Origin of the sequence: Flavobacterium sp. 1, assembly GCF_002797935.1 — a bacterium.
GTDB lineage: Bacteria > Bacteroidota > Bacteroidia > Flavobacteriales > Flavobacteriaceae > Flavobacterium.
Window position 1 is genome coordinate 111,278 of the sequence record NZ_PGER01000001.1, and the last position, 25,122, is coordinate 136,399.

Consider the following 25,122-nt stretch of genomic DNA (forward strand, 5'->3'; position numbering starts at 1 on the left):
ATATTTGAGATAGACATTATGTTATGGTCTTAAATCTCATTTTATGATAGATAACGTTTCCTTACGAAGTACTATTTTTCGGCATCTCGATGGTTTGGTAACAGCACCGGTTGCTTTTTGTTTGTATAAAAAAGAAGTGCTAGTCCATATTTTGGACAAAAAAGAAGTAACTCTTTCTCAACTATCTGAACAATTCAAAGCTAATGAAGGTTATCTCAATGTGGGTCTGCGAACTTTGGCTTCACAAGGATTTATCGATTATCACATTAATGCAAGTAAAGATGAAATTTCTATTAGCATAAATAAAAAAAGTGAAATTGCTTTTTCGCTGTTTCCATTATATAAAGATGCTGTGGAGCTGTTGGAATATTCGAATGATTTGCGCCCAAAATTATTCGAAGGGGAGATTTTCAATCGAATGAAATTGATATTCGAAAAATGTCAAAGCAATTTTGGAGTTTCATTTTCTGAAGATAATCTGACCAATGAAATTCAGCATCAGATTCTGATGCATATTGAAGGTTTTCTTGTAGGTCAAATAACGGTTCATTTGGGAATGAGCGGGATGTTTCATAAATATTTTATGGAAATATCTTTTCGTCCTGAAGAGTTTCATAAATCACCCGAAAATTTCAAAACTGTACTTAATTTTTTAACTCATTTAGGTTGGTTTACCCAAAAGAAAGGCAATTATCAGTTTACTGAGACAGGTTTGTTTTTTGCCAAAAGAGCTTCGGCTTATGGAGTTACGGTTTCGTATTTGCCAACTTTCAGAAAAATAGAAGAATTAATTTTTGGTAATCCTGCTGTTTTAAGAATCGTTGGAGATGGTGAAGATGAACTTCACGTAGATCGCGAAATGAATGTGTGGGGAAGCGGTGGTGCGCATGATGCTTATTTTAAAGTGGTTGACGAAATTATCATCAAATTATTCAATCTGCCAATTGCTCAGCAACCCAAAGGAATCCTTGATATGGGCTGTGGAAATGGTGCTTTTTTGCAACACATTTTTGATGTGATTGAGCGTCAGACGTTAAGAGGAAAAATGCTTAATACCCATCCTTTATTTCTGGTGGGTGCCGATTATAATCAAGCGGCTCTCAAAGTAACGCGAGCCAATTTAATCAAAGCTGATATTTGGGCGAAAGTGATTTGGGGAGACATTGGCCGGCCGGATTTGTTGGCTGAAGATTTACGGGAGAATTATAATATCGATTTAAAAGATTTGCTGAATGTGAGAACTTTTCTGGATCACAACCGAATTTGGGAAATGCCAAAGCAAATTTCTAAAGATCGAATAAGTAATTCGACTGGGGCATTTGCTCATAGAGGCGTTCGGATAAACAATAATTTAGTTGAAGATAATTTATTGGAACATTTTCAAAAATGGTCTCCGTATGTACATAAGTTTGGATTGTTAATTATCGAACTGCATACGATAGCGCCACATTTAACCGCACTTAATTTAGGTAAAACTGCTGCTACGGCTTATGATGCCACTCACGGTTTTTCGGATCAATATATTGTAGAGATTGATGTCCTGCATAAAATTGCTGCCGAAGCAGGATTGTTTCCAGATCCAAATTATTTTAAAAAATTCCCAGATTTGGAAATAGCTACAGTCAGTATAAATTTATTGAAAGGAGTTTGAATTTAGAGGTCAGTGTTCAGCTCCCTCTCCCAAGGAGAGGGGTGAGGTTTTTCTAAGTAATAACAAACTTTCCTTTTTCGCTGTCAAAAACGATATGCTCGTCTTTGAATAAAGTATTAAAACTTCCTTTATGAATTAAGTTGCAAGGTTCGTCCTGTACTACTGTTTCGGGAGTCATGATAATCATTTCATCACTTAATTGAATCGCCATATCAATATCGTGGGTCGAAAACAAAATACATTTTCCCGTTTCGTGTGTTAGTTTTTTTAAGAGTTTTAATAGTGAAACTTTGTGCAATAAATCCAAATGCGTTGTAGGTTCATCCAAAATAATTAATGGAGTGTCCTGTGCCAATGCTCTTGCAATCAAAACTTTTTGCAATTGGCCATCGCTTATTTCGTAATGTTTTTTTTGAGATAAATGATCAATTTGCGTCAGATCAATTGCATCTTGAACAATCTGCATATCTGTATCCGATAGAGTACCGATCCAATTGGTGTACGGTTGTCGTCCCAGCGCCACCAATTCAAAAACGGTTAAATTGCTTGGGGGCAATTTTTCGGTCAAAACTACGCTTAAATTTTGAGCCAATGCCAAAGGCTCATAGTCACTTATTTTTTTATCGTTCAATAAAACCGTTCCCTGTAAAGGTTTCTGGATTCCGGTAATGGTACGTAATAAAGTCGATTTTCCTATACCATTCGCCCCAATCAAAGCAATCAGTTTTCCTGTCTGTAAGTTCAGATTGAGGTTTTCGGCAATGGTCACGGTTTCTTTTTTGGAAGTGTATCCAATGCTTAAATTTTGAGTGGTGAGGATATTATTTGACATATTAATGGATTACTAATTTTATGCAAATGGAATTAAACACATAGAAACATAGGTCAAAATAGAAAATAAAAGACGCTTTGCTCAAGATAGTTTTCATAGTGCTATGTGTAAAAATGTATTTTCTAAAACAATCTATTTACATTATCAATTCTATGTTTCTATGTGTTTATTTAAAGAATTTTGGTAAAAAATTAAACACACACATAGATGTAGAAATTTACTGTTTGGGTAGAAGTTTAAAAAAATCATTTACGAATGTTTTTTGTCCTTCTTTGAAAATATTATAACAATTGAAATTTATGATAACTCCTTTGGGCGCTTTTAAAAGTTGCATATAGGTTAGAAGCTGTGCTTCAAATATAGAATTCATTTCTAATACAGATTTTAATTCAACTACAATACAATTTTCAATGAATAAATCACACCTAAAATTTGTTGTTAATTCTTTTGTTTTATAAATTATTGGGACATTCAGCTCTGTGTGAAAATTTATTTTCCTCTGCGATAGTTCTTCTATCATACATTGATGATACACACTCTCAAGTAATCCTTTACCAATAATTTTGTGAACCTCAATGGCTGAACCAATGATTTCATATGTTAGTTCATCTAAATATTTTTGAGTAATCATTTGGTTTTGTTTATACTGTAAATCTATGTTTCTATGTGTTTAAAAAACGCATAAGTTTTATCACTTAAAATTCCTCTTTCGAACCAACAGCCAAATAACTACTGGTGCTCCCAATATAGAAGTTATAGCATTGATTGGTAAAGTAATTTCCATTCCCGGCATTTGGGAAACCACATCGCAAATCAGCATAATTCCAGCTCCAAAAAGCAAAGTGCTCCAGAATAAAACCGTATGATTACTCGTCTGAAAAACTAATTTTGAGATATGCGGAACTGCTAATCCGATAAAGGCGATAGGACCAGCATAAGCGGTGATACTTCCAGCCAAAATACTTGTAGCCAATATGATAATAAATCGAGCTTTATTGAAATTTAGCCCCATACTTTTAGCATAATTTTCACCTAAGAGTAGTGCATTCAAAGGTTTGATGCTTAATAAGCTGAGCAATAAACCGAATAGTACGCAAATCGTTAAAATAAGTATGGATGTCCAAGACAAATTGCCGAGATTTCCCATGGACCAAAAAGTGAATTTCTGTAATTGTTCTGCTGAGCTGAAATAAGTAAGAACACCCACAATCGCACTGGTAAAACTTCCAAACATTAATCCAACGATTAAAATAGCCATAGTATCTCGAAGTCGTTGCGAAACCAATAAAACCAATAACAAAACCGAGGTGCTTCCCAATGTTGAAGCCAAAACAATTCCATATGGAGACAATAAAACACCGCTCAAAAAGGAAGGCAATACACTTGCACCTAATATAACAAACGCGACTCCCAAACTAGCCCCCGAACTGAGTCCTAAAACATAAGGACCAGCGAGCGGATTTCGGAATAAAGTCTGCATCAACAATCCGCTTATGGACAATCCCATTCCGACCAAAACCGCAGTAATTGCTTTGGGCAAACGGTAATTGATGATAATGTATTCCCAGGTTGATTTACTCGATTGGCCTCCTGTTAAGCTGGTGTAAACTTCCTTGAAAGGTATGGTAATCGAACCTAAACTGATGTTTACAAAAAACAGAATAATAAGCCCTAAAAAAAGGAATGAGAATAAGATTGTATTTCGTTTTGGATTGTTCAATTCACTTTTTTTAGGAAAGACCTAACAGGTTTTCAAAACCTGTTAGGTCTCATAATTTGTGTTTAATTCAGTTTTTGAGCAAAGGTAAAAGTATAGTCAGTAAGCAACTCAGGATGGAAAATTTTAATGTAATCTTTCAATACCAAATCTGGTCGGGCAGGAGATAATTCATAAAACATAGTACCTCCGGTAGCTCCCATTTTTCCTTCAAAAGTGTAAATAGTTTTATTAGCAAAAGCATCAAACTGGCTGTAATGTGGATTAGCTTTTCCCAATTCAGATAATGATCTGAACGAACCAGTTGCAATCCAGAAAGAAGCAGTTTTGGCTTTGTCTAATATGTTTTCAAAAGATAATCCAAGACTTCCAGTTCCTTCTAGATCTTTCCAAAGATAATTGGCTTTGGCATCTTTCATAAATTGGGCAACCCAGCTGCTTCCTCTTGCCACAAACCATTGGTCTTGATACATAGAGCCGTATAATACAGTTGAAGTTGGCTTTTGGCTGGCAACCAGTTTTACAGCATCATTGTATTCTTTTACGATATTGTCAAACAATTGATTTGCTTCTTTTTCTTTGCAAAATAAAACGCCATATAGTTTTAGCCACTCCGCTTTTCCCAGTGGAGATTGCTCCATCCAATCGGCTTGAATTAATACTTTTAAACCGCTTTTTTGTAAATTTTCAATGCTTGGATTATTGTTATCGATACCAAAAGTGACAATAAGTTCTGGTGCTAATTCAATAAGCTGTTCGATATTGAGTTTTTCGTTTTGTCCCACATTTTTAACTGAACCAGCGTCAATTAAAGTTCTGGTTTTTTCGGAAGAAACATAATCGGTATGCGGGAATCCAACAAGTTTTTTTTCGACACCCAGCATTTCAAGAAATGGAATATTAGTCGTAGAAGTCACTACAATAGATTGTAACGGAACATTGATTTGCGTATATTTTTTTAAGCTGTCTGGAACAATTCCGTTTTTTTCTTTTAGAATATATTTGAAATCTTTAACAGCATCTGGCCAAGGATTAGAAACCGTTACTACCGTATAACCATCCTGTTTATAAATGGTCAAACTTTTGGAATATTGAATGCTGTTTGTAGTGTTAACGGCATTTATAACCTCTTTTGTTTCATTTTTTTTACATCCGATAAAAGAAAAGAGAACACTGATTAAAAGAACTTTGTAGAATGAAAATCGCATATTATATTTTTTTCAATAAGCGCAAAGGTATAGTAAATTATAAATTTCTTGTTTAATTTTTGCAGTAAAAAATAAGACAAACGCTATCTTTACAAAATGAATGTTATAAAAGAGAAGCATTGTTCGACCTGCCAAAAGCCTTTTAATTGCGGAGATACTCCTGAAGGGGAAGCTTGTTGGTGCAATGATTTTCCTCCCATTTTCAATCCCTTTGATATCGCCGATTGTCTTTGCCCAAATTGTTTTAAAAAAGCCTGTTCGGATAAAATAGATGAATTTGTAGCCACCATAACTCCCGAAACAGCGATAGGAAATAAAGCTTCGTTATTGCCCGAAACCACAAATATAATCGAAGGAATTGATTATTATTTTGAGGATGGAAACTATGTTTTTAAACCTTGGTTTCATCTTAAACGAGGATATTGCTGTAAAAGTGACTGCACACATTGTCCTTATTGAAAAGAAAAATACACTATGGAAAACCAATCGAATATATTGATTTATCAAACTGAAGACGGAGTTACCAAGATTGAAACCCGACTTCTTGAGGAAACAGTTTGGCTTACTCAGGCTCAAATGGCCGACTTATTTCAAAAGAACAGAGTTACTATTACTGAGCATTTAGGTAACATTTTCAAGGAAAGAGAATTGGAAGAAATTTCAGTATGTCGGAAATTCCGACATACTGCTTCTGATGGAAAAAATTATGAAACAACATTTTACAATCTTGATGTAATTATTTCCGTTGGCTATCGTGTAAAGTCAAATAGAGGAACACAATTCCGAATTTGGGCGACTCAACGTTTGCGGGAGTATATTGTAAAGGGTTTTACAATGAATGACGAGTTATTTAAGCAAGCTGGCGGGGGAAATTATTTTGATGAATTATTAGCTCGTATTCGTGATATTCGTTCCTCTGAAAAAGTTTTTTGGAGAAAAGTGTTGGATATTTATGCAACTAGTATTGATTATAATGCCAATACAGATGAATCAAAGCTTTTTTTTAAAACGATACAAAATAAAATGCATTGGGTTGCTCACGGGCAAACTGCAGCCGAAGTTGTTTACACTAGGATTAATTCAAATTTACCTAATCTTGGATTAACACATTTTAAAGGAGGGAAACCAACTTTACAAGAGGCTGAAGTTGCTAAGAATTATTTAAATGAGCAAGAATTGAATATTTTGAACAGGACAGTGACAGCCTATTTGGAATTAGCAGAATTACAGGCATTAAATCAAAAACCAATGTACATGAAGGATTGGATTGGTCGTTTAGATGATTTTTTGAAAATGACAGGGCAGGATATACTTCAACATTCTGGAAAAATAAGCCATCAAGATGCTATTGATAAAGCGAAAGCAGAATATGATAAGTACAAAGAATCTACAAAAAATGAATTGTCGCCAGTCGAAAACGATTTTATAAAACATATTGAGAATACCGAGAAAGTTTTAAAGAAAGGAAAACAAAAATGATATATTTAATTACAGGAGGAGAACGTTCAGGAAAAAGCAGTTATGCCGAAAATTTAGCCAAAGGTTTATCGGAAAAGCCAATGTATGTGGCAACGGCTCGAAAATGGGACGATGATTTTCAAAAAAGAGTTGATCGTCATCAAAAAGATCGTGATGAGCGATGGATAAACATAGAGAACGAAAAACATTTGTCGGAAATTGATTTTTCGGAAAAAGTAGCAATTGTTGATTGCGTGACGCTTTGGCTGACCAATTTTTTTGTGGATAACAAAAATGAGGTTGCCTTAAGTTTGGAACAAGCCAAAACCGAATTTGATGCCATCGCTAAACATGAAAACGCCACGATAATTATTGTAACAAACGAAATAGGAATGGGTGTTCACGCCGAAACTCACATTGGTAGAAAATTCACAGAACTGCAAGGCTGGATGAATCAATACATCGCCCAAAAAGCAGAAACTGTTGTGTTGATGGTTTCAGGAATTCCTCTAAAAATAAAATAATTTAAAAAGATGTCCAATTTAGATGAAATCATAAAATCTCGTCGCGACACTCGTCATTTTACACAAGACGAAGTGCCTGATGAAGTGATTCAAAGAGCATTGCAGGCAGGACATTGTGCGCCATCTGTTGGTCTGACTGATGCTACAAAATATTATCTAATCAAATCGGTTGAAATTAAAAAAACGATAAAAGAGTTGTTTTTAGCTTACAATCAAAAAGCCGAAAATCAAACCGATGATGATTTGCAAAAATCACAATACCAAGCCTTAAAACTAGAAGCCATTGAAGAAGCACCACTCGGATTAGTAATTTGTTACGACCGTTCGGTGTTGAATAATTTTACCATTGGAACTGTAGGTAGTAATGAAGCGATAAAATTCAGTGCGGTTTGTGCAGCCCAAAACATCTGGCTGTCACTGACAGAACAAGGCTATTCGATGGGCTGGGTTTCAATCTTAAATTATTATCAGTTCAAACAGCTTTTAGGATTATCCGAAAACATTGAGCCTTTAGGTTATTTTTGCGTAGGCAAACCCGCGACCAATTATGACAACCAGCCGATGTTGCAACAATTGAATTGGAAACAAAAAGCAGAAAAACCATGTGTTGAAGAGATTTTGGTTTCAATTCTACCGCCTGCTACTGAGTCATTGCGAGGAACGAAGCAATCACACTTTAGTGATTCTGAAATAAGTGAGTCGCTTCAACAAAAAATAGACAACAAAACCAAACCAACTGGCTCGCTAGGTATTTTGGAAAGTTTGGCAAAACAAATTGGAACAGTTTTCCAAACATTAAAACCCAAAATAACAAACCCAAATATAATCGTTTTCGCTGCTGACCACGGAATTGCCGATCACGGCGTAAGCGCCTATCCGCAGGATGTTACCCGACAAATGGTGACTAATTTTCTAGAAGGCGGAGCGGCTATTAATGTGTTTTGCAGACAAAATAATATTGGATTAACTATTGTGGATGCTGGGGTAAACTATGATTTTCCAACAAATGCCAATTTGGTTTCGGCTAAAATTGGGAAGGGAACACAATCTTTTTTACATACTTCGGCAATGAGTCGAACCGAATTGGATTTGTGTTTTGTAAAAGGAGCAGCAATTGTAAATACCATTTTTGAAACAGGCTGTAACTGCATTGGTTTTGGCGAAATGGGAATCGGAAATACTTCCACAGCCTCGGTTTTGATGAGTATTCTTTTGGAATTGCCTATCGAAGATTGTGTCGGGAAAGGAACAGGAGTTGCTGACGAAAAGTTAATTCAGAAACAAAACATTCTGAAAAAAGCCCTTGACAGTTATAATGGTTCAAATGATTTAGAAAGTAAGTTAGCTTATTTTGGAGGATTCGAAATTATGCAAATGGCAGGAGCAATGCTACAGGCCAAACAAAAGAATATACTTATTCTTGTAGATGGTTTTATTTGCACAGTAGCTTTTTTAATAGCCTATAAAATGAATCCAGAAGTAAAAGAAAATGCAATCTTCTGCCATTCATCAGCAGAACAGGGACATCAAAAAATATTGAATTATTTAAGGGTTCAATCGTTGTTACAACTTGATTTGAGGTTGGGCGAGGGAACAGGTTGCGCCGTGGCATTTCCAATTATACAATCGGCCGTATGTTTCTTGAATGAAATGGCCAGTTTTGAATCAGCTGGGGTCAGTGGTTCGTAAATTTAATTTTAGAATTCATCGTAGAGATGCACAACGTAGAGATGCTCTGCAGTGCATCTCTACAGCAAAATCAAATAAATAATTTATGAAAAAACAATTACATATATTTTTCACGGCATTAATGTTTTACACCCGAATTCCGTGTCCCAAAAACATTGACCACAATCCTGATTTTTTAAACAAATCCTCCCGATGTTTTCCGCTGATTGGGTGGATAGTTGGAGGAATTTCGTTTGTTTTCTATTATCTCGGAGCTTTTTTATTTACCAATGAAATTGCTGTAATTCTTTCAATCATTGCAGGAATTCTAACCACAGGAGCTTTCCATGAAGACGGTTTTGCCGATGTTTGCGATGGTTTTGGCGGTGGCTGGACTAAAGAAAAAATCCTTCTGATAATGAAAGACAGCGCTATTGGTGCGTATGGAGCGATTGGTGTGGTTTTATTGTTTTTGCTGAAATTCATAGCTTTGTCCGAATTGGTTCACAATGCGATTATTCTAAATAAAGATTTGCTATTTACTAATCACTATCCACTAATTACTATTTCTCTTCTTTTTATCTCTGCTCATTCGATAAGCCGTTTATCTGCCATTTCCATAGTTTTTACGCATCAATATTCGAGAGAAGATGCATCGAGTAAAAGCAAACCAATTGCCCAGAATTTCACTTGGAAAGAAGTAGTTGGTGCTTTGTTTTTTGGACTGCTGCCTATTGTGGTTTTATCATTTTTTCAATGGCAATTATTGTTGGCTTTAGTTCCAGTTTTTATCGCTCGGTTTTTTCTTGCCTGTTATTTCCAGAAATGGATTGACGGCTATACAGGAGATTGTTTGGGAGCAACCCAGCAAGTATGTGAAGTGGTTTTTTATTTGTCAATTATTGGAATATGGAAGTTTATTTAGTCCGTCATACCGAAACGGTTTGTGAAAAGGGAATCTGCTATGGTCAGAGTGATGTTGGTATTTGCGAGCCTTACGATATTGTTTTTGAATCGATTCTGAACCAATTGCCACAAGACGCTGTTTTATATTCTAGTCCGTTGCAGCGCTGTGCTATTTTGGCAAAGAATATTCAAAAAAACACCAAAATTGATTCCATTATTGAAGATTCAAGATTGATGGAAATGAATTTTGGCGATTGGGAATTAAAAAGTTGGGATGATATTCCACAGGAAGTTTTAAATCCTTGGATGGCTGATTTTGTAAATGTACGAGTTCCTAATGGAGAATCTTTTGTTGACTTGAATGAAAGAGTTGTAGATTTTTTAGAAAATGAAATTCCAAAAGAAATCGAAAAACCTTTGATTATTGTCGCACACGCTGGAGTTATTCGAAGTGTTTTGTGCAAAATAAATAATCTTCCTCTGCAGGAAGCTTTTAAAGCGCCATTGGATTATGGAACTGTGATTAAAGTTGAAATCTAGAATTATTCTTTTTGTGTTTTAAAAATCTGAAAAACAATTAGTTGTATTGGTTTTAAAATTAAAATGCTTCATTAACTTTACTTTTCAATATTTTTAACTTTATATTTGCATCCGAATTAAGGTTGTGTTTTACTTTTTACGAAAACACATTAAAAGGGAATTAGGTTCGAAACCTAAGCTGTTCCCGCAACTGTAAGCTATCAAGCTTGTTGTTATCTACAAAGCCACTGTCTCGTTCTAAAAACGTGATGGGAAGGTGAACAACAAGACGCAAGCCAGGAGACCTGCCTTTTTTCTTAACGAATATCGAACTTTCGGGAAAAAAGGTTCAGAAATTATGACTTTAAGAAAATTACTTTTTAGCTTTTTTGTTTTGCTATGCCAATTTATTTCGGCACAGAATGACTCTATAAATAATTTAAAAGAGGTTGTTGTTTCTGATGCAAATCTCAAAAAATATTCCAATTCTCAGTCGGTTTTAAAACTTAATGATTCCATCATCAATAAAAATAAAGCTTTACTAACTGATTTATTAAACTTTAATTCTACGATTTATTTCAAAGAATATGGGCGTGGAATGCTTTCGACAGTTTCCTTTAGAGGGACAACTTCTTCTCAAACTGCTGTAATCTGGAACGGAATCAATATTAATTCGCAAATGAATGGAAGTACTGATTTTAATACAATTTCAGGTTCTGATTATAATTCAATTAGTGTAAAAGCTGGTGGCGGAAGCATACTTTATGGCAGTGGAGCAATAGGCGGTACGGTTCATTTGAACAACGATTTGGGTTTTTATAATCGATTTGACACTAATTTAAAACTGGATTATGGTAGTTTTAACACTATCGGAATTAATTATAAAAGCAATATTGCTACTGAAAAATGGAGTGCACAAATTGGTTTTTCGAAAAATAGTTCCACTAATGATTACAAATACCTGAATAAATATACTTGGAAAGGGGAACAGCGCTGGAATCAAAATGGTCAATATGATGTGATTACAATGAGTGCTAATTTGGGTTATAAGCTTAATGCTAAAAACATTCTTAAACTATACAGCCAAACGTCAAACACCGACAGAAATACCTCTTTGGTGACGGAATCTGAAATGAAAAGTAAATACGTTAATGGTTTTAACCGTAATTTATTAGAATATGACGGGAATTTTGGCAGGTTCACAACGAATTTAAAAACAGCCTATATTTTTGAAAACTACCAATATTTTGCTGACAATTCAACTAATCAATATACCTACGGAAAAACAGAAAGTTTGATCACTAAAGCTGATTTTGGATACACATTATTTAAATCGACTCAAGTAAACGGAATTTTAGATTATAATAGAACAAATGGTTATGGAACTGGTTTTGGCGATCATGTGCGCGAAATTAGTTCGGCCTCATTATTAATAAAACAAGATTTTTCGACTCATTGGAAAAATGAGTTTGGTATTCGAAAAGAATTTACAAACAATTACAAATCGCCTGTTTTATTCTCTTTAGGTTCTTCTTATCAATTCAACAAACTTTACAATTTGAAATTGAATGTATCCCGAAATTTCAGGATACCAACCTTTAATGATTTGTATTGGGAGATAGGAGGGAATCCTGATTTAAAACCAGAGAGTTCCTATCAGGCGGAAATAGGAAACGTGTTTGCTTTCAAAAACGTTTCGCTTACGCAGACTTTTTATTACATTAAAATTACTGATTTACTGCAGTGGGTTCCTGGTAAAAATGGTATTTGGACTCCTCAGAATAAAGATAAAGTGAACAGTTATGGTTCGGAAACTTTATTGAGCTGGAAAAAACAGTTTGGCAAAAATAATTTCAATGCCAATGCTTCTTATGCTCATACGGTGTCTGAAGATGAAGAAACTGGAAACCAGCTTTTCTTTGTCCCTTATGATAAAGTAACTGCCTCAGTTTCTTATTCCAGAAATAGAATAACCGCTTATTATCAGTTTTTGTACAATGGTTTTGTTTACACCAGAGCTGATAATAATCCGGATGAAATCATAAACGATTATACCGTTTCAAATCTGGGAATCGACTATGATTTTAAATTCTTAGATTCTTTTAAACTGGGTTTTCAGGTTTTAAATGTTTTCAATAAAAATTATGAAAGCTTGGAAAACAGACCTATGCCAGGTCGAAATTTCAATATGTATTTAACTCTAAAATTTTAATATTATGAAGATTAGTAAATTACTTTTAATGGCATTTAGTATTTCGTTATTTGTCTCTTGTTCGAATGACGATGATAACAATGGTGTAAAAGGTGAATATGATAATGGATTTTTTATCCTAAATGAAGGCAGCGCAGGTCAGGGAACAGTATCTTTTTCCAGTGATGATTTCAGTGTTTTTGCAAAAGATGCATACACAGCTGCAAACGGAAGTGATTTACTAGGGAAGTATGCTCAAAATATCTTTTTTAATGGAGACAACGCTTATATTATTGCAGGATCAAATGTTATAAATGTTGTTAATAGATATACATTTAAATTAATAGCTAAAATTGATACAGGTCTTGTAAATCCAAGATACGGCGTAGTAAAAGATGATAAAGCGTATGTAACCAATGCTAATACTTATTCTTATACAAATCCTGCAACTGGAGATACTGATGATTATGTTGCTGTTATTAATTTGACAACTAATGTGGTTGAATCTAAAATTAATGTAAACGCAACAGCCAACAGAATTTTAGAAAAAGAAGGTAAATTATATATTACTGAGCCTTATAATAGCGATAAATTATTGGTTGTAAATATTGCCACAAAAGCATTGGAAACGCCAATAACAATTGGGCTAAGTTCAGATACAATGGAAGAAAAAGATGGAATTCTATATATTTTGAGAGGGCCTTATGGCAACAGAAGCGAAATAGTGAAAGTGAAACTATCAGACAAAACAATTTCTAAAATCACATTTCCTGAAGCTTTAGATGGAGCAGGATATATGGATATTTATAACGATAAAATTTACTACACAGTTTTGAATTCAGTTTACAGCATAAACACGAATGCGACAGCTGCTTCAACTACACCAATTGTAACAGTTTCTACAATTGCTAATTTATATGGATTCGCGGTTAATAATAATCGTATTTATTTAGCTGATAGCGGAGATTATAAGGCAGACAGTAAAGCTTATATATATAACTTAACTGGGACCTTACAAAAAGAATTAACTGTTGGAGTAGGGCCAAACGGGTTTTATTTTAATGATTAATACGTGTTTTTTGTAATAAAGTATAATACAGTTGTTGGTTTAATAGTTGTGGTATTCTATTAGATTAATTAACGTATTTGTAATTTTGTTTTTGAAAAAAAAAGAGGCTTTCATCACTGAAAGCCTCTTTGATTGTTTGTTTTAATTTGAATAGAACTGATAATGAGTTATCATTTCTAACAATACTTTCTATCTATTCCAAAGATTTTAAAAGTCCTGCTGGAACTTTTTCAGTATACATTTGGTTTTGTCCAATAATAGATTTTGTGTCTTCAAAATATGGGAATGTTTTTCCTTGAGTTGTTTTCAACATTTTTGCAGTTCCTGTAATTTTCCCTATGGCAGTACTCAATAAAGGTTCTGAACTTGTTCCTAGTACACCTAAATTGGCTAAATTTTCTTTTAAAGCATAAGTTGGTGTCAAACCATTAAAATAGTCGCCAAAATCAGCTGCATTAACAATTTTTAAAACAATTGGCTGCATAGCATAACGGTGATTTGGATTTCTGTTTTCTTTCCCAAAAGTAGGGGAGTCATAGATTGTTATGGATCCAACATTTTTCCCAGTTGTAATATCGCCAATTTGAACTACATCAATATAAGGTTTTAATCCGTTGATAACCAATTCACTTGCTGAAGCGGTGCTTTTTGTAGTTAAAACATACACTTTGGTAAGGTTTAAACTATTCAAAGGTGAAGATCCTACTGTACTTGTAAATAAATTTTTTAAAGCATCTGGATCTTCCGATTGAAAATAAGAATTGATTTTGTCATTCCATCTTTGTTTAGAAAATACTTTACCTGTGAATTGCCCAGTTATCATACTTGCCAAACGGGTTGCTGATTGAATAGAACCCCCGCCGTTGTATCTTAAATCTAAAACCAAATCAGTAACACCTTGTGTTTTTAGAGAAGCAAAAACATCATTTAATTGAGTGTCATAGTTTGGATAAAAACCATTGTACATTAAATATCCTATTTTGTGTCCGCCAGATTCAATGACATTATTGATTAAAATTGGATTTTCGGCAAGAACTGTTTTTGTCAGGTTTACTGATTTTCCGTTTGGAGTAATAGTACCATTGTTATAATCAGCTAAATTGAGTGTGTAATTTTCGGAGTTTAACAATAAAGACTGATAATTGCTCACAGTGAGCTGTGTTCCATTTACACCATAAAAAATAGCACCTCGTTTAATGTCTTTAGTAGAAGCATCAGAATTGGGTATTATATAACGAACCCAGCCAAATATTTCAGTAGAGCCGGAAGATTTAAGATAAAGTCCAAAATCCACACCGTCATTTTTTGTAGTTCCTTGAAGCTGACCTTCCAATTCCAAATAATCGCTTACAATCCAGCTGAAACGATCAATGGATTTGTCGACTCTAAGAGCATCAAATAAATCTTCGGGTTTTGAATATCCTTTCAAAAAATTATTTAACTCAGCTTGATTGGCAAATTTGTCGTCTGCCAAATTAGGAACATCGGCCTGCCATAAATAATACAAGTTAAGCCCTTTCCATATAAAGTCATTGACTTCCAGATTTGTTGGCGGAGCGACATCATCGTTGTCTTCACAACTCTGCAAAATAAAAAAAGCTAAGAATAATAATAATGTAACTTTGAAAGATGTCTTCATATAGTTTTTGTTGTATGATCTACAACGTAAAAATACTAACTTTAGTTTAATTTAAATTTTTTTTGTAACAAAAATTATAGTGGTTCGTCTTGATTATATAACCGAATTAATAAAGCCATATTTATGAACCAAAAAGATTTTGTGCTTTTAATCAATCCATTCAAAGATAAGCTCTTTCGGCTGGCTAAGAGATTGCTTGTAAGCACGGAGGAAGCAGAAGATGCAACTCAAGAAATTTTGGTAAAATTATGGAGTAAAAATGAAAATTTAGATACGTATAATAGTGTTGAAGCAATGGCGATGACAATGACCAAAAATTATTGTTTGGATCAGCTGAAATCAAAAAGAGCCAGTAATCTCAAAATTGAGCACAGCAATTTTACAGATAAAGAACCGAGCTTATATAAAAAGATTGAAGATAACGACAGTTTAATCTGGGTTGAAAAAATCATCAGTCAATTGCCAGATCAACAGCGGTTAATTATTCAGTTAAGGGATATTGAGCAGTGCGAATTTTCGGAAATTGCCAAAATTACAGAGATGAATGAAACTGCTGTACGGGTAGCACTTTCAAGAGCAAGGAAAACAATTAGAGAATACATGTTAAAAACACACAGTTATGGAGTTCAATAAAATGGAAGCGCTTTTAGAAAAATACTTTGAAGGAGAGACAAGTATTGCTGAAGAGAACGAGTTGAAAAACTATTTTTCCTCATCAGATGCTGCACCGCATTTAGAACAATACAAACCTTTATTTGGTTATTTTGCTGAAGCAAAAAAAGAAAATTTTGAGAAAATTATACCGTTAATTCCAAAAAAACAAAAAGTGGCATGGCTGTCGATAGCGGCATCAATAGCTGTCTTGTTAGGAGCAGGAACTTATGTTTATTTTAATACTAATGAAATAAAAGAAAATAATGAATTAGGAACTTATGAAAACCCAAAAGAAGCTTTGGAAGCGACTCAAAAAGCATTGGCCATGTTATCTAATAATGTAAATGTGGGTGTCGAAGGGATTCAGTATATTCAGGTGTATGAAGTAACTAAGGATAAGGTGTTTGTTGAATAAAATGGCTAAATGTCTTAATGAATTGTTTTTTTGCGTGAGGGATGGCAGTGGAGCTCTTTTTTCTTTTCAATTGCCTCGGGTTTAAACCCGAGGCAATTGAAAAGAAAAAAAGCGGGAACGTACAGCCCGACCCGTAGGGGCACGTCCAAAAGATTTTAAAAAATATAGGTTAAAAAAATAAAAACATTAAAAATAAAGCGGGAGTGATTCTAGAGCATTCAAGCCCAATAGTTGAATTGAATTTTAAAAATAATCATTAAATCAAATAAAATGAAGAAGTTAATAATCACATTAGTAGCAGTGTTAGTATCAAGTCCGTTTTTTGCCCAGACGGCATTCGATAAGTTCGATGGTCAGGAGGAAGTAACCTCCATAGTTGTAAATAAGAAGATGTTTGAACTGATGAGTAAAGTAAAGGTTGACACCTCTGATAAAGAAGCGCAGCAATACATGAACCTGATTAAAAAATTGGACAATTTGAAAGTGTTTACTACCCAAAACTCTAGGGTAGAAGGGGAAATGAAAGCAACAGCCGATAAATATATTAAAACTGCAGGTTTAGAAGAATTAATGCGTATAAATGATAAAGGCAAAAATGTCAAAATCATGGTTAGATCTGGCGCAAAAGATACTCAGATAAAAGAGCTGCTGATGTTTGTTGAAGGCGGTAAAGATGAAGATACAGTCTTGATGTCGTTGACAGGAGATTTTGATTTGAATGAGATTTCGATTTTGACAGACAAAATGAGAATTCCTGGTGGAGACGATTTGAAAAAAGCAACTAAAGGTAAAAAGTAAAATGAAAATCATTCTATTCATAATCACACTGCTTGTCAGCCTAGTTTTTGGGAGCTGTAATTCGGAACCAACTTTACAAAAATACTTTGTTGAGAATACCGAAAATAAAGATTTTATTGCTCTGGATATCTCATCAAATATCTTAAATGTTGATAAAGCCAAATTAACAGTAGCTCAAAGCGAAGCTTTGCATTCCTTTGAAAAGATTAATATTTTGGCTTTCAAACTGAATGATAAGAACAAATCGCAGTTTGAGACAGAGCGGGCAAAAGTGAATTTGATTCTAAAAAATCCACAGTATCAACAGTTGATGAAGTTTAGTTCAGGCAAGCAGGGCGCTTCTGTAACCTACGTAGGAGCCGATGACCATATCAATGAATTTGTGTTTTTTGCGAATAAAAATGATGCTGGTTTTGCCGTAGTAAGAGTTCTAGGAAAAGATATGAATCCTACTAATATTATGAATATGATTTCGGTTTTGAAAGAATCAAAAATTGACTTGGAGCAATTAAAACCATTGCAGGAATTAATCAAGAAGTAGGTTTTTGCTTATTTGCCATCATCAGCCATCATAAACGAATTAAGTTAAAAAGCGTCTCGAAAAACTTTCGTGACGCTTTTTTTTAGAACTTAATATATTTTTTAAATCTTTAGGTTTAAAAAAAATTGCATATTTAAATTTATAAGTTTAAATTTGATTTATTATTTTAAATCTATAAATTGATGAAAAATGTAAAGCAACAATTAATTTTAGATCAAACGGATCGAAAACTAATACCTTTTCGTTTGCTTCAAACGGTCATTGTACCGCCAAAGGGCTGGATAAATACTTTTCGTACTGCATTAAAAATGTCATTACGCCAACTAGGAAATAGAATGAATTTTTCTGCTCAAAATATTAAGCAAATGGAAGAGCGTGAAGTAAATGGAACTATTTCTATTAATTCTTTGCAACAAGTGGCTCTTGCTTTGGATATGAAATTGGTTTACGGTTTTGTGTCGCAACATGAAAGTTTGGAACAAATGATTGAGAAAAGAGCTAATGAAATTGCTCGTGAAATTGTGATGCGAACAAACGTTTCCATGAAATTGGAGGATCAGCAAAATTCTGAGGAGCGCATCAAAAAAGCGATTGCTCAAAAGACGGTTGAGATTAAAAATGAAATGCCGAAGTATTTATGGGATTAAAGATCAATTACATTCAAGGTCAAACTGAACTCGATGAAGTGGAAAAAGAGGGCCTTTTAATCCTGTCTATTACCACACGTGAAGAGTTGAATGAGTTTGAGCAACAAAATATTGAGAAAGCAATCCAATGGACATACATTCGAAAATTGAAAAAAGAACAATTGCTTTCAGAGAAATTCATCAAAGATCTTCATAAGAAAATGTATGGTGATGTTTGGAAATGGGCAGGGGAGTTCAGAAAATCAGAAAAAAATATTGGAGTAAAAAGTTATTTAATTGCCACAGAATTAAAAACACTTTTAGATGATTGTTTGTTTTGGATTGATAATAATGTATACCAACAAGAGGAAATAGCAATTCGTTTTAAACATAGATTGGTAAGTATTCATTGTTTTGCAAATGGTAATGGAAGGCATTCTAGACTTGTAGCAGACTTAATAATGGAGAAATTATTTGGTGGTTTTTTCTTTTCTTGGGGAGGAAATGATTTAGTAAATCAAACAGATTCAAGATTAAATTATATAAAGGCTATCAAATTGGCTGATGCTAATAAAATAGAGCCTTTGATTGTTTTTGCAAAATCATGATTTAATTACGAGGATTAATCAAAAAATTGGTTTGAATTTAACTTACGAAAAGTATCTCAAAGAACTTTCGAGACGCTTTTTTATGCTCTTAAAAACTCAATCCAATCATTTGGAGTATTTAAGTTTTTTAGAATAGAGGAATCGGTTACTGCAATTCGCGTAATTTCTGAAGGATTCATTTTTTTGATTTCTAAATCCAATCGGCTGTTTTTATCAGCTGGATTTAGCAAAAGCAATGGATTCCAAAAATCAGCATGCAACTTTATAGGATGGCCATTTTTGCCTTCAAAATTTGGAAGTACAATTTGGTTGTGAGTTTTGATGATAGTTTGTAATTCGGCTGTGTTCAATATAGGAACATCAATAGGATTAATCAATACCGATTTATTTTTTGGAATTTGCTGTAAAACAGTTTGAAGTGTTGAGAAGGATCCAAGTTCAGGATTTTGGCATGTCACAACTCTCACTTTTACATTTTTACAAAGGACAAAATTCAACTGTGCATCTGTAAGCCATGCTATTTTATTAAGATATTCTTCATGATTATAACCTAATCCAATATAAATTTCGGTTAATGATGCCGTTGCAATTCGGTCAATTTGTTCCAAAATCCAATAGCTGTTATGGTATGGCAGTAATCCTTTTGCAGTTCCCATCCTTTCAGACTTGCCTCCAGCCAATAATATAAATACAGTATCATTTTTCATAATAGGCTTTCAGTAATTCAGAGGCGATACTAATGGCGATTTCTTTGGGTGAATTACCGCCTAAATCCAATCCAATAGGGCAATTTACGGGAGAGATTCCCGCTTTAAAGTCCAATTCATTTATCAGTAAATTGTTGAATTTATTTTTCTTGGTTTTACTGCCTATCAGTCCAATGTATTTAGTTTGCTCATGCAATGCCAAAGCGGTAATTTCAAAATCAAGTTTGTGATCGTGAGTCAATATAACCACATAACAGTTTGAACCCCAGTTTATATTTTGTTTGTAAAGATCAAATGGAATGGAACTGTAATTAACTGTTGGGTCAATTTCAATAGTTTCTTTCCAATTTTCTCTGATATCAAGGAGTGTAATTGAAAAAGGAGTATTTTTCAGAACCTGACAAATAGCAACGCCAATATGTCCGGCTCCAAAGATGTATAATTCTGGGGATTGATTCATGGGTTCGATAATTAATTCTACTTTTCCGCCACAGCATTGTTCGAATTCGGGGCCTAGCGTGTAAGAGCATTCTAAAATTTTATTTTCTCGGATGGCTCGAACGGCTTCATCGATTACTTCAAATTCTAATTTTCCTCCGCCAATAGTTCCGAATATTTCTTTTTGTGGGGTAACAATCATTTTAGATCCTAATCTGCATGGCGCAGAACCTAGAATTTTAGTAATGGTAACTAATGCTACTTGCTTTTTTTTACTTTTAAATTCCTGTAATAGTTCAATCCAGTTGTTCATTAAAATAATGTTTGTTTTAATTTTTTGTTTTTGCACTAAACTTTATTTAACATCGTCTTTGCGTTAGGGATTGAAGAGAAAATCCTTTTTTGAGGCTTTTTTTGCCTCAAAAAAGATTGTAACGAAAAGCCCGACCCTTGTGGTAACGCCCAAAAAAAGCTTTATACAAGATCGTAATCACTGAGGGGCAAATTGTAATATCGTTTTCCTGTCAGTTTAAATACAGCATTGATAATGGCTGGAGCGATTACAGGAACTCCTGGTTCCCCTACGCCTGTTGGTTTTTCAGTACTTTCAACAATTTCTACATGTACTTTTGGCGCTTCATTCATGCGGATCATTCGGTAATCGCTGTAACTGTTTTGTTCAATGGCGCCATCCTTAGCTGTTATTTTTCCATAATAGGCTATTGACATTCCAAAGACAGCAGCTCCTTCTAATTGGGCTTTTATCGTGTTTTTATTGACAGCTGTACCGCAATCAATAACGGTATATACATTATGAACTTTTACTTTGTCATTCACCATCGATACTTCAACTACCGAAGCTACGTAGGAATTAAAGCTATAATGGACGGCTAAGCCGTAAGCGTGTCCTTTAGGTAATGGTTTTGTCCAATTTGCATTTTTTGCAGCCAATTTCAAAACGTTTTTTAAACGTGCGGTGTTATACTTTATTGGATTTTTAGTGTCTTCTATACGATCACTTCCGATTAATTTTAGGCGGAATTCTAATGGGTCTTGTTTAGTGGCATGAGCCAATTCATCAGCAAATACATTGATAGAAAAACCGTGAAGGATATTGATAACAGATCGCATCCAGCCTATTCGAACCATAGCAGGTGCCTGTCCTGATTCGATTTTGAAATTTTTTATATCAAAAGGTACGTCAGCGCTAGAGGCTTCCCATCCTGCGGGATAATCAGTTCCAGGTTTGAAAGTTGACATAATAGAAGGAAAAGCAGAGCGGTGAAGCCAACCCGTAACATTGCCTTGTGCATCCAGAGATGCTTTCATATATTGTGCACTCACAGTATGGTAATAGCCATGTTTAATATCATCTTCTCGTGTCCAAACTACTTGTACAGGAGCTTTGATAGCTTTTGAAACCATAGCAGCTTCTACAATATAATCAGGTTTTGATTTTCGGCCAAAACCGCCTCCTAGAAAAGTGACATTTATGGTTACTTTGTCTGCAGATGTACCTAGATAGGCTACAACTTCTTCTTTTGCACTTTGCGGAGATTGCGTTGGAGCCCAAACTTCGCAACGGTCACCTTGGACCCAAGCAACAGCATTAGGAACTTCCATGGGAGCATGTGCTAAATGGGGTAATTGAAAGGTGCTTTCGATCACTTTTGCAGCTTCGCCAAAAGCTTTATTGACATCGCCAATTTCTTTTTCAGTTTTTCCAGCTTCATGAACTCTTTCAGTTAATTCGATCATGTATTTTTCCGAATCATAGCCTTCATTTTTGCCATAATTCCATTGAATTTCCAATGCTTCTCTTCCTTTAAAAGCTGCCCAAGTATTTGTAGCAATTACAGCAATACCTCCCAAAGGACCAAATGGTTTTTCGATTCTTGGAATTTCAATTACATCTTCGACACCTTTAATTTTCATTGCGGCGGTTTTGTCGAAAGACTTAACGGTGCCAAAAGTAACTGGGCATCGGACTATGGCAACAACTTTCATATTGGGTAAGCGTTTGTCAATTCCAAAAACAGCACTTCCGTTTGCAAAATCTTTTACATCGATACTTTTTAGGTTTTTGCCTATGTATTTAAAATCTTTTGGATTTTTATAAGTGATGTTTGTTGGAATAGGCAATGTTGTTACTATATCAACTAATTCTCCATAACCTACTTTTTTGCCGCTGGAATGAATAATAAAATGGTTTTGAGCAATGCATTCGTTTTCTGCAACCTGCCATTTTTTTGCGGCAGCGGATATAAGCATCATTCTAGCCATAGCGCCCATTTTTCGCATCGTATCATAAAAATTGGCTACACTTCGGGAACCGTCTGTATTTTGGTCTCCATATTTTGCATCACCAACAGCTTGTTTTACCACAACTTTATTCCAATCGGCTTCCATTTCATCTGCAACGACAGAAGTTAAAGAAGTCCTTACGCCATTACCCATTTCGGAACGGGCGGCAACGATAATAAGGCTTCCATCCGAATTTAACTGTACAAATAGGTTGGGATTAAATTCAGTGAGATTTCCCTCTTCAATAGCTTTAGAAAACAAACTGTAATTACAGCCTAAGATTAAACCACCTGATGCCAATCCTACGTTTCTGATAAAAACTCTGCGACTTAAATTTTGGATTTCACTCATGACTAGTGTTGTTTTTTAAGTTCTACAGTATGTTTGATGGCACTTTTGATGCGTTGGTAAGTGCCACAACGGCAAATATTGCCACTCATAGCATCATCAATATCAGTATCAGAAGGGTTTTTGTTAGAATTGAGTAGCGAAGTCGCTGTAATTAATTGCCCAGGCTGACAATAGCCACATTGTGGCACATTGAATTTTTCCCAAGATTTTTGCAATAATTGTAAATTTTCTGAAGTTCCCTCAATAGTTGTGATGTTTTTGCCAACAGCCATTTCGACGGGAGTCAAACAGGAATAAACTGCGACATTGTCTACAAGTACTTTGCATGCACCACAAGCACCTATACCACATCCAAATTTGGTGCCAGTAAGGCCAATGATATCCCTAATAGCCCAAAGTAAAGGCATTTCTGGGTCAACATCAATAGTATATTTCTTTTTGTTTATGAGCAGTGTAGTCATTTGGAATTCAATTTTACAATTAAGAAGTTGAAAGTTATGACTTTTTTATAAATTATAATTTAATTTTTGGCAAGATTAATAGGGAGTGGGTTATAAAAAAAACAGCAGCTAATACGTTAAGACTTAGCTGCTGTTTTTTACAGAGATTTTATCGAAAATATTAATTGGGTAATCTATCTGAAAGGTGTTATTTTTTCATTAATTGATATCGCTCTCGGCTTTTTAATGAAATTTGAGAAATGCTGTATTTGCCAAATAACTTGTCAAAGTACAGTTTTGATTTTTTAAGATTATTATTTTCGTAATAATAATTCCCTAAAGATTCAAATATTTCGGCAGACTCATAGCCTTTGTCTACAATTCGTTCATAGGTTTTTTGGACATCTACGAGTATGTATTTCTGTTTGTTTACAGAATCATATTTAACGGTTTGAGATTTAGCATTTAATGAAACTAAAAATATAAAAACAAAGCTAAAAAGTATAGCTGGATTGTTTTTTAAAGAGGTTAAAAATTTTCTCATAAATCATGTTGTTTTTGACAGAAAATTATTTTTAAAATACTGTAAATGAGTTTATTGGTGTGTATGTTTGTCTTTTCGGAGGGAAGATATTAAAAAAAATGGAAATACATGTTTTATTTTAATAAAATTTTATTTTAAAATAAAAAAGCATTAGAAAAAGCTTGCTTAAATTTTTTCTAAATGTTTAATATAGGAGATTTTTTTTGTACAGAATTTGAATCTTTTACTGGAAGATTTGAAACTATATCTGATTGCTTTGAATAATGAAGATACTTAAAAAAATCTATTATAAACCTTCATAATGTCCCCGAAAACACCATCCCAATTCCGGCAATAGTATGTATCTGATTATAATCAATCATCGCATCCCCGTATCCGTGAAAAAACTGTCCATAGCCTGTTAAGTTTCCGTATATAGGAAAAGCCCAGTCCAGTTCAATACTACCGTGATTATTAGAACCGCCTCTTAAAGAATGCTGACCGCGTAATGTCAATAAATGTTTGTTTAATCTATAATTAAAGGCAGCATCAGCTCTGCCCATATAGTTTTTAATGCCTGGATTTTCATTAATTTCGGCGGTAACCCACGTTCTAAAAATTAAACTCCAATCCTTGTCCTCAAAGCCTGCATACATAATAAATCGGTTCCAACTGCGGGAAAACTCTTTCCCTTCTCTTCCATTAGACTGATGATTTATTGAAAATCCAAGCATTTTAGTTTTTAACCCTAAAAAATCAGATTTTACGGGAAAGTTAAAGATCAGTTCAGGTTCATAATTGGTTTCTCTGAATGGTCTTGAAAATTCGGCATTATAAACCTGCCAAAAAGATTTTTGGGTGTAAGTTACCCATATCGACCCTTTGCCAAAAATATTCTGAGCTATTTTGGTCTTCAAACTAAGCTGTATACTAGCTTCAACATTATCTAATTCGATTGGTTTGTCAACGGGAACTTCATCAGCTGGGACTTCAAAAGGAACATCACGCCTATGGCTCGAAAACCGAAATGGTAAAACATAAACGGGTTTATAGGTAGTCAAAATAAAGGTTTCCCGATTAGTCTCAGGATCTAATTCCCAAATCTGTGAAAGAGTCTGGTACTCGTCTCGCTTTTTTAAAATAGACGATTGCGCTTGTAAAGAAGAGCTTATAAATAAAAAAACTACCAGTATTTTTATTGTTATTTTTAAATGATTTTCCATAGAGATTTCAAAATAGTTATCAAACAAAATTAAACTTTTACAAATTTAATCTTATTGTTTACCTCATGGTACAAAATTCGAACGTTTTATTAGAAGAGTTGAAACTTTTATG

At 34.2% G+C, this 25,122-nt stretch carries 26 protein-coding genes and 1 riboswitch; of the genes, 15 read left to right on the forward strand and 11 right to left on the reverse strand.

All coding sequences use genetic code 11. From position 1 onward, the window contains the following. The first annotated feature begins 43 nt into the window (after positions 1–43). Complete coding sequence (locus CLU83_RS00465; protein ID WP_100429805.1) at positions 44–1,651, forward strand: class I SAM-dependent methyltransferase; 1,608 nt, start codon at positions 44–46, stop codon at positions 1,649–1,651. 52 nt (positions 1,652–1,703) lie between these two features. Here CLU83_RS00465 and CLU83_RS00470 read toward each other — a convergent pair whose 3' ends face one another. From CLU83_RS00470 to CLU83_RS00485, 4 genes are all read right to left on the reverse strand, one after another. Next, positions 1,704–2,483, reverse strand: a complete 780-nt coding sequence (locus CLU83_RS00470) for an ABC transporter ATP-binding protein (RefSeq protein ID WP_100429806.1) — start codon at positions 2,481–2,483, stop codon at positions 1,704–1,706. Positions 2,484–2,700: 217 nt separating this feature from the next. Beyond that, a complete protein-coding gene (locus tag CLU83_RS00475) occupies positions 2,701–3,114 on the reverse strand; it encodes a GxxExxY protein (protein ID WP_100429807.1) in 414 nt (137 codons plus the stop codon). A 60-nt stretch (positions 3,115–3,174) separates the two neighbouring features. After that, on the reverse strand, positions 3,175–4,203 hold the full coding sequence (locus CLU83_RS00480) for an iron ABC transporter permease (protein WP_100429808.1): 1,029 nt from the start codon (positions 4,201–4,203) through the stop codon (positions 3,175–3,177). Positions 4,204–4,265: 62 nt separating this feature from the next. Then, entirely contained in the window at positions 4,266–5,408 is a 1,143-nt protein-coding gene (locus CLU83_RS00485) for an ABC transporter substrate-binding protein (protein ID WP_100429809.1), read from the reverse strand. 96 nt (positions 5,409–5,504) lie between these two features. On the opposite strand from CLU83_RS00485, the gene CLU83_RS00490 reads away from it, so the two are divergent. From CLU83_RS00490 to CLU83_RS00525, 8 genes are all read left to right on the forward strand, one after another. Then, positions 5,505–5,867, forward strand: coding sequence for a DUF5522 domain-containing protein (locus CLU83_RS00490; protein WP_100429810.1), 363 nt, complete (start codon positions 5,505–5,507; stop codon positions 5,865–5,867). A 15-nt stretch (positions 5,868–5,882) separates the two neighbouring features. Beyond that, the gene (locus tag CLU83_RS00495) at positions 5,883–6,887 is read left to right on the forward strand and encodes a virulence RhuM family protein (protein ID WP_100429811.1); all 1,005 of its coding nucleotides are present in this window, start codon (positions 5,883–5,885) and stop codon (positions 6,885–6,887) included. Beyond that, positions 6,884–7,390: a bifunctional adenosylcobinamide kinase/adenosylcobinamide-phosphate guanylyltransferase gene (gene cobU / locus CLU83_RS00500; protein ID WP_100429812.1), complete on the forward strand. Its 507-nt coding sequence runs from the start codon at positions 6,884–6,886 to the stop codon at positions 7,388–7,390. Before CLU83_RS00495 ends, cobU begins: the two co-directional genes overlap by 4 nt. A 9-nt stretch (positions 7,391–7,399) precedes the next feature. Next, the gene (gene cobT, locus CLU83_RS00505; RefSeq protein WP_100429813.1) at positions 7,400–9,079 is read left to right on the forward strand and encodes a nicotinate-nucleotide--dimethylbenzimidazole phosphoribosyltransferase; all 1,680 of its coding nucleotides are present in this window, start codon (positions 7,400–7,402) and stop codon (positions 9,077–9,079) included. An 85-nt stretch (positions 9,080–9,164) separates the two neighbouring features. Continuing rightward, a complete protein-coding gene (locus tag CLU83_RS00510) occupies positions 9,165–9,983 on the forward strand; it encodes an adenosylcobinamide-GDP ribazoletransferase (RefSeq protein ID WP_100429814.1) in 819 nt (272 codons plus the stop codon). Further along, positions 9,968–10,504 carry an alpha-ribazole phosphatase gene (cobC, locus tag CLU83_RS00515; RefSeq protein WP_100429815.1) on the forward strand — a complete coding sequence of 179 codons (537 nt, stop codon included), beginning with the start codon at positions 9,968–9,970 and terminating at the stop codon, positions 10,502–10,504. The genes CLU83_RS00510 and cobC overlap by 16 nt, the downstream gene beginning before the upstream one ends. Before the next feature lie 102 nt (positions 10,505–10,606). After that, positions 10,607–10,811, forward strand: a riboswitch (cobalamin riboswitch). A gap of 30 nt (positions 10,812–10,841) precedes the next feature. Further along, positions 10,842–12,695, forward strand: a complete 1,854-nt coding sequence (locus CLU83_RS00520; RefSeq protein WP_100433563.1) for a TonB-dependent siderophore receptor — start codon at positions 10,842–10,844, stop codon at positions 12,693–12,695. 4 nt (positions 12,696–12,699) lie between these two features. Further along, positions 12,700–13,743, forward strand: a complete 1,044-nt coding sequence (locus tag CLU83_RS00525; RefSeq protein WP_100429816.1) for an amine dehydrogenase large subunit — start codon at positions 12,700–12,702, stop codon at positions 13,741–13,743. Between the two features lie 193 nt (positions 13,744–13,936). On the opposite strand, the gene CLU83_RS00530 is transcribed toward CLU83_RS00525, so the two are convergent. Next, a complete protein-coding gene (locus tag CLU83_RS00530; protein ID WP_100429817.1) occupies positions 13,937–15,382 on the reverse strand; it encodes a S41 family peptidase in 1,446 nt (481 codons plus the stop codon). 123 nt (positions 15,383–15,505) lie between these two features. Here CLU83_RS00530 and CLU83_RS00535 point away from each other — a divergent pair, with 123 nt between their 5' ends. From CLU83_RS00535 to CLU83_RS00560, 6 genes are all read left to right on the forward strand, one after another. Then, positions 15,506–16,015, forward strand: a complete 510-nt coding sequence (locus CLU83_RS00535; protein ID WP_100429818.1) for an RNA polymerase sigma factor — start codon at positions 15,506–15,508, stop codon at positions 16,013–16,015. Then, positions 16,002–16,451, forward strand: a complete 450-nt coding sequence (locus CLU83_RS00540) for a hypothetical protein (RefSeq protein ID WP_100429819.1) — start codon at positions 16,002–16,004, stop codon at positions 16,449–16,451. Before CLU83_RS00535 ends, CLU83_RS00540 begins: the two co-directional genes overlap by 14 nt. Before the next feature lie 270 nt (positions 16,452–16,721). After that, a complete protein-coding gene (locus CLU83_RS00545) occupies positions 16,722–17,249 on the forward strand; it encodes a DUF4252 domain-containing protein (protein ID WP_100429820.1) in 528 nt (175 codons plus the stop codon). A gap of 1 nt (position 17,250) precedes the next feature. Then, positions 17,251–17,790, forward strand: a complete 540-nt coding sequence (locus CLU83_RS00550; protein ID WP_100429821.1) for a DUF4252 domain-containing protein — start codon at positions 17,251–17,253, stop codon at positions 17,788–17,790. A 182-nt stretch (positions 17,791–17,972) separates the two neighbouring features. Beyond that, the gene (locus tag CLU83_RS00555; RefSeq protein WP_100429822.1) at positions 17,973–18,437 is read left to right on the forward strand and encodes a mobile mystery protein A; all 465 of its coding nucleotides are present in this window, start codon (positions 17,973–17,975) and stop codon (positions 18,435–18,437) included. Then, complete coding sequence (locus CLU83_RS00560; RefSeq protein ID WP_100429823.1) at positions 18,428–19,024, forward strand: mobile mystery protein B; 597 nt, start codon at positions 18,428–18,430, stop codon at positions 19,022–19,024. Before CLU83_RS00555 ends, CLU83_RS00560 begins: the two co-directional genes overlap by 10 nt. Before the next feature lie 80 nt (positions 19,025–19,104). Here the strand turns inward: CLU83_RS00560 and CLU83_RS00565 are convergent, their stop codons facing one another. The 6 genes from CLU83_RS00565 to CLU83_RS00590 form a co-directional block, all read right to left on the reverse strand. After that, positions 19,105–19,731, reverse strand: a complete 627-nt coding sequence (locus CLU83_RS00565) for an NTP transferase domain-containing protein (protein ID WP_100429824.1) — start codon at positions 19,729–19,731, stop codon at positions 19,105–19,107. Continuing rightward, positions 19,721–20,482 (reverse strand): xanthine dehydrogenase accessory protein XdhC, encoded by a 762-nt coding sequence (gene xdhC, locus CLU83_RS00570; RefSeq protein WP_100429825.1) that lies wholly within the window; start codon positions 20,480–20,482, stop codon positions 19,721–19,723. Before xdhC ends, CLU83_RS00565 begins: the two co-directional genes overlap by 11 nt. 161 nt (positions 20,483–20,643) lie before the next feature. Next, on the reverse strand, positions 20,644–22,824 hold the full coding sequence (locus CLU83_RS00575) for a xanthine dehydrogenase family protein molybdopterin-binding subunit (RefSeq protein ID WP_100429826.1): 2,181 nt from the start codon (positions 22,822–22,824) through the stop codon (positions 20,644–20,646). Between the two features lie 2 nt (positions 22,825–22,826). Next, positions 22,827–23,285 carry a (2Fe-2S)-binding protein gene (locus CLU83_RS00580; RefSeq protein WP_100429827.1) on the reverse strand — a complete coding sequence of 153 codons (459 nt, stop codon included), beginning with the start codon at positions 23,283–23,285 and terminating at the stop codon, positions 22,827–22,829. A gap of 187 nt (positions 23,286–23,472) precedes the next feature. Then, entirely contained in the window at positions 23,473–23,808 is a 336-nt protein-coding gene (locus CLU83_RS00585) for a hypothetical protein (RefSeq protein WP_100429828.1), read from the reverse strand. A 296-nt stretch (positions 23,809–24,104) separates the two neighbouring features. Beyond that, positions 24,105–25,010, reverse strand: a complete 906-nt coding sequence (locus CLU83_RS00590; RefSeq protein WP_100429829.1) for a phospholipase A — start codon at positions 25,008–25,010, stop codon at positions 24,105–24,107. Positions 25,011–25,122: the final 112 nt, after the last annotated feature.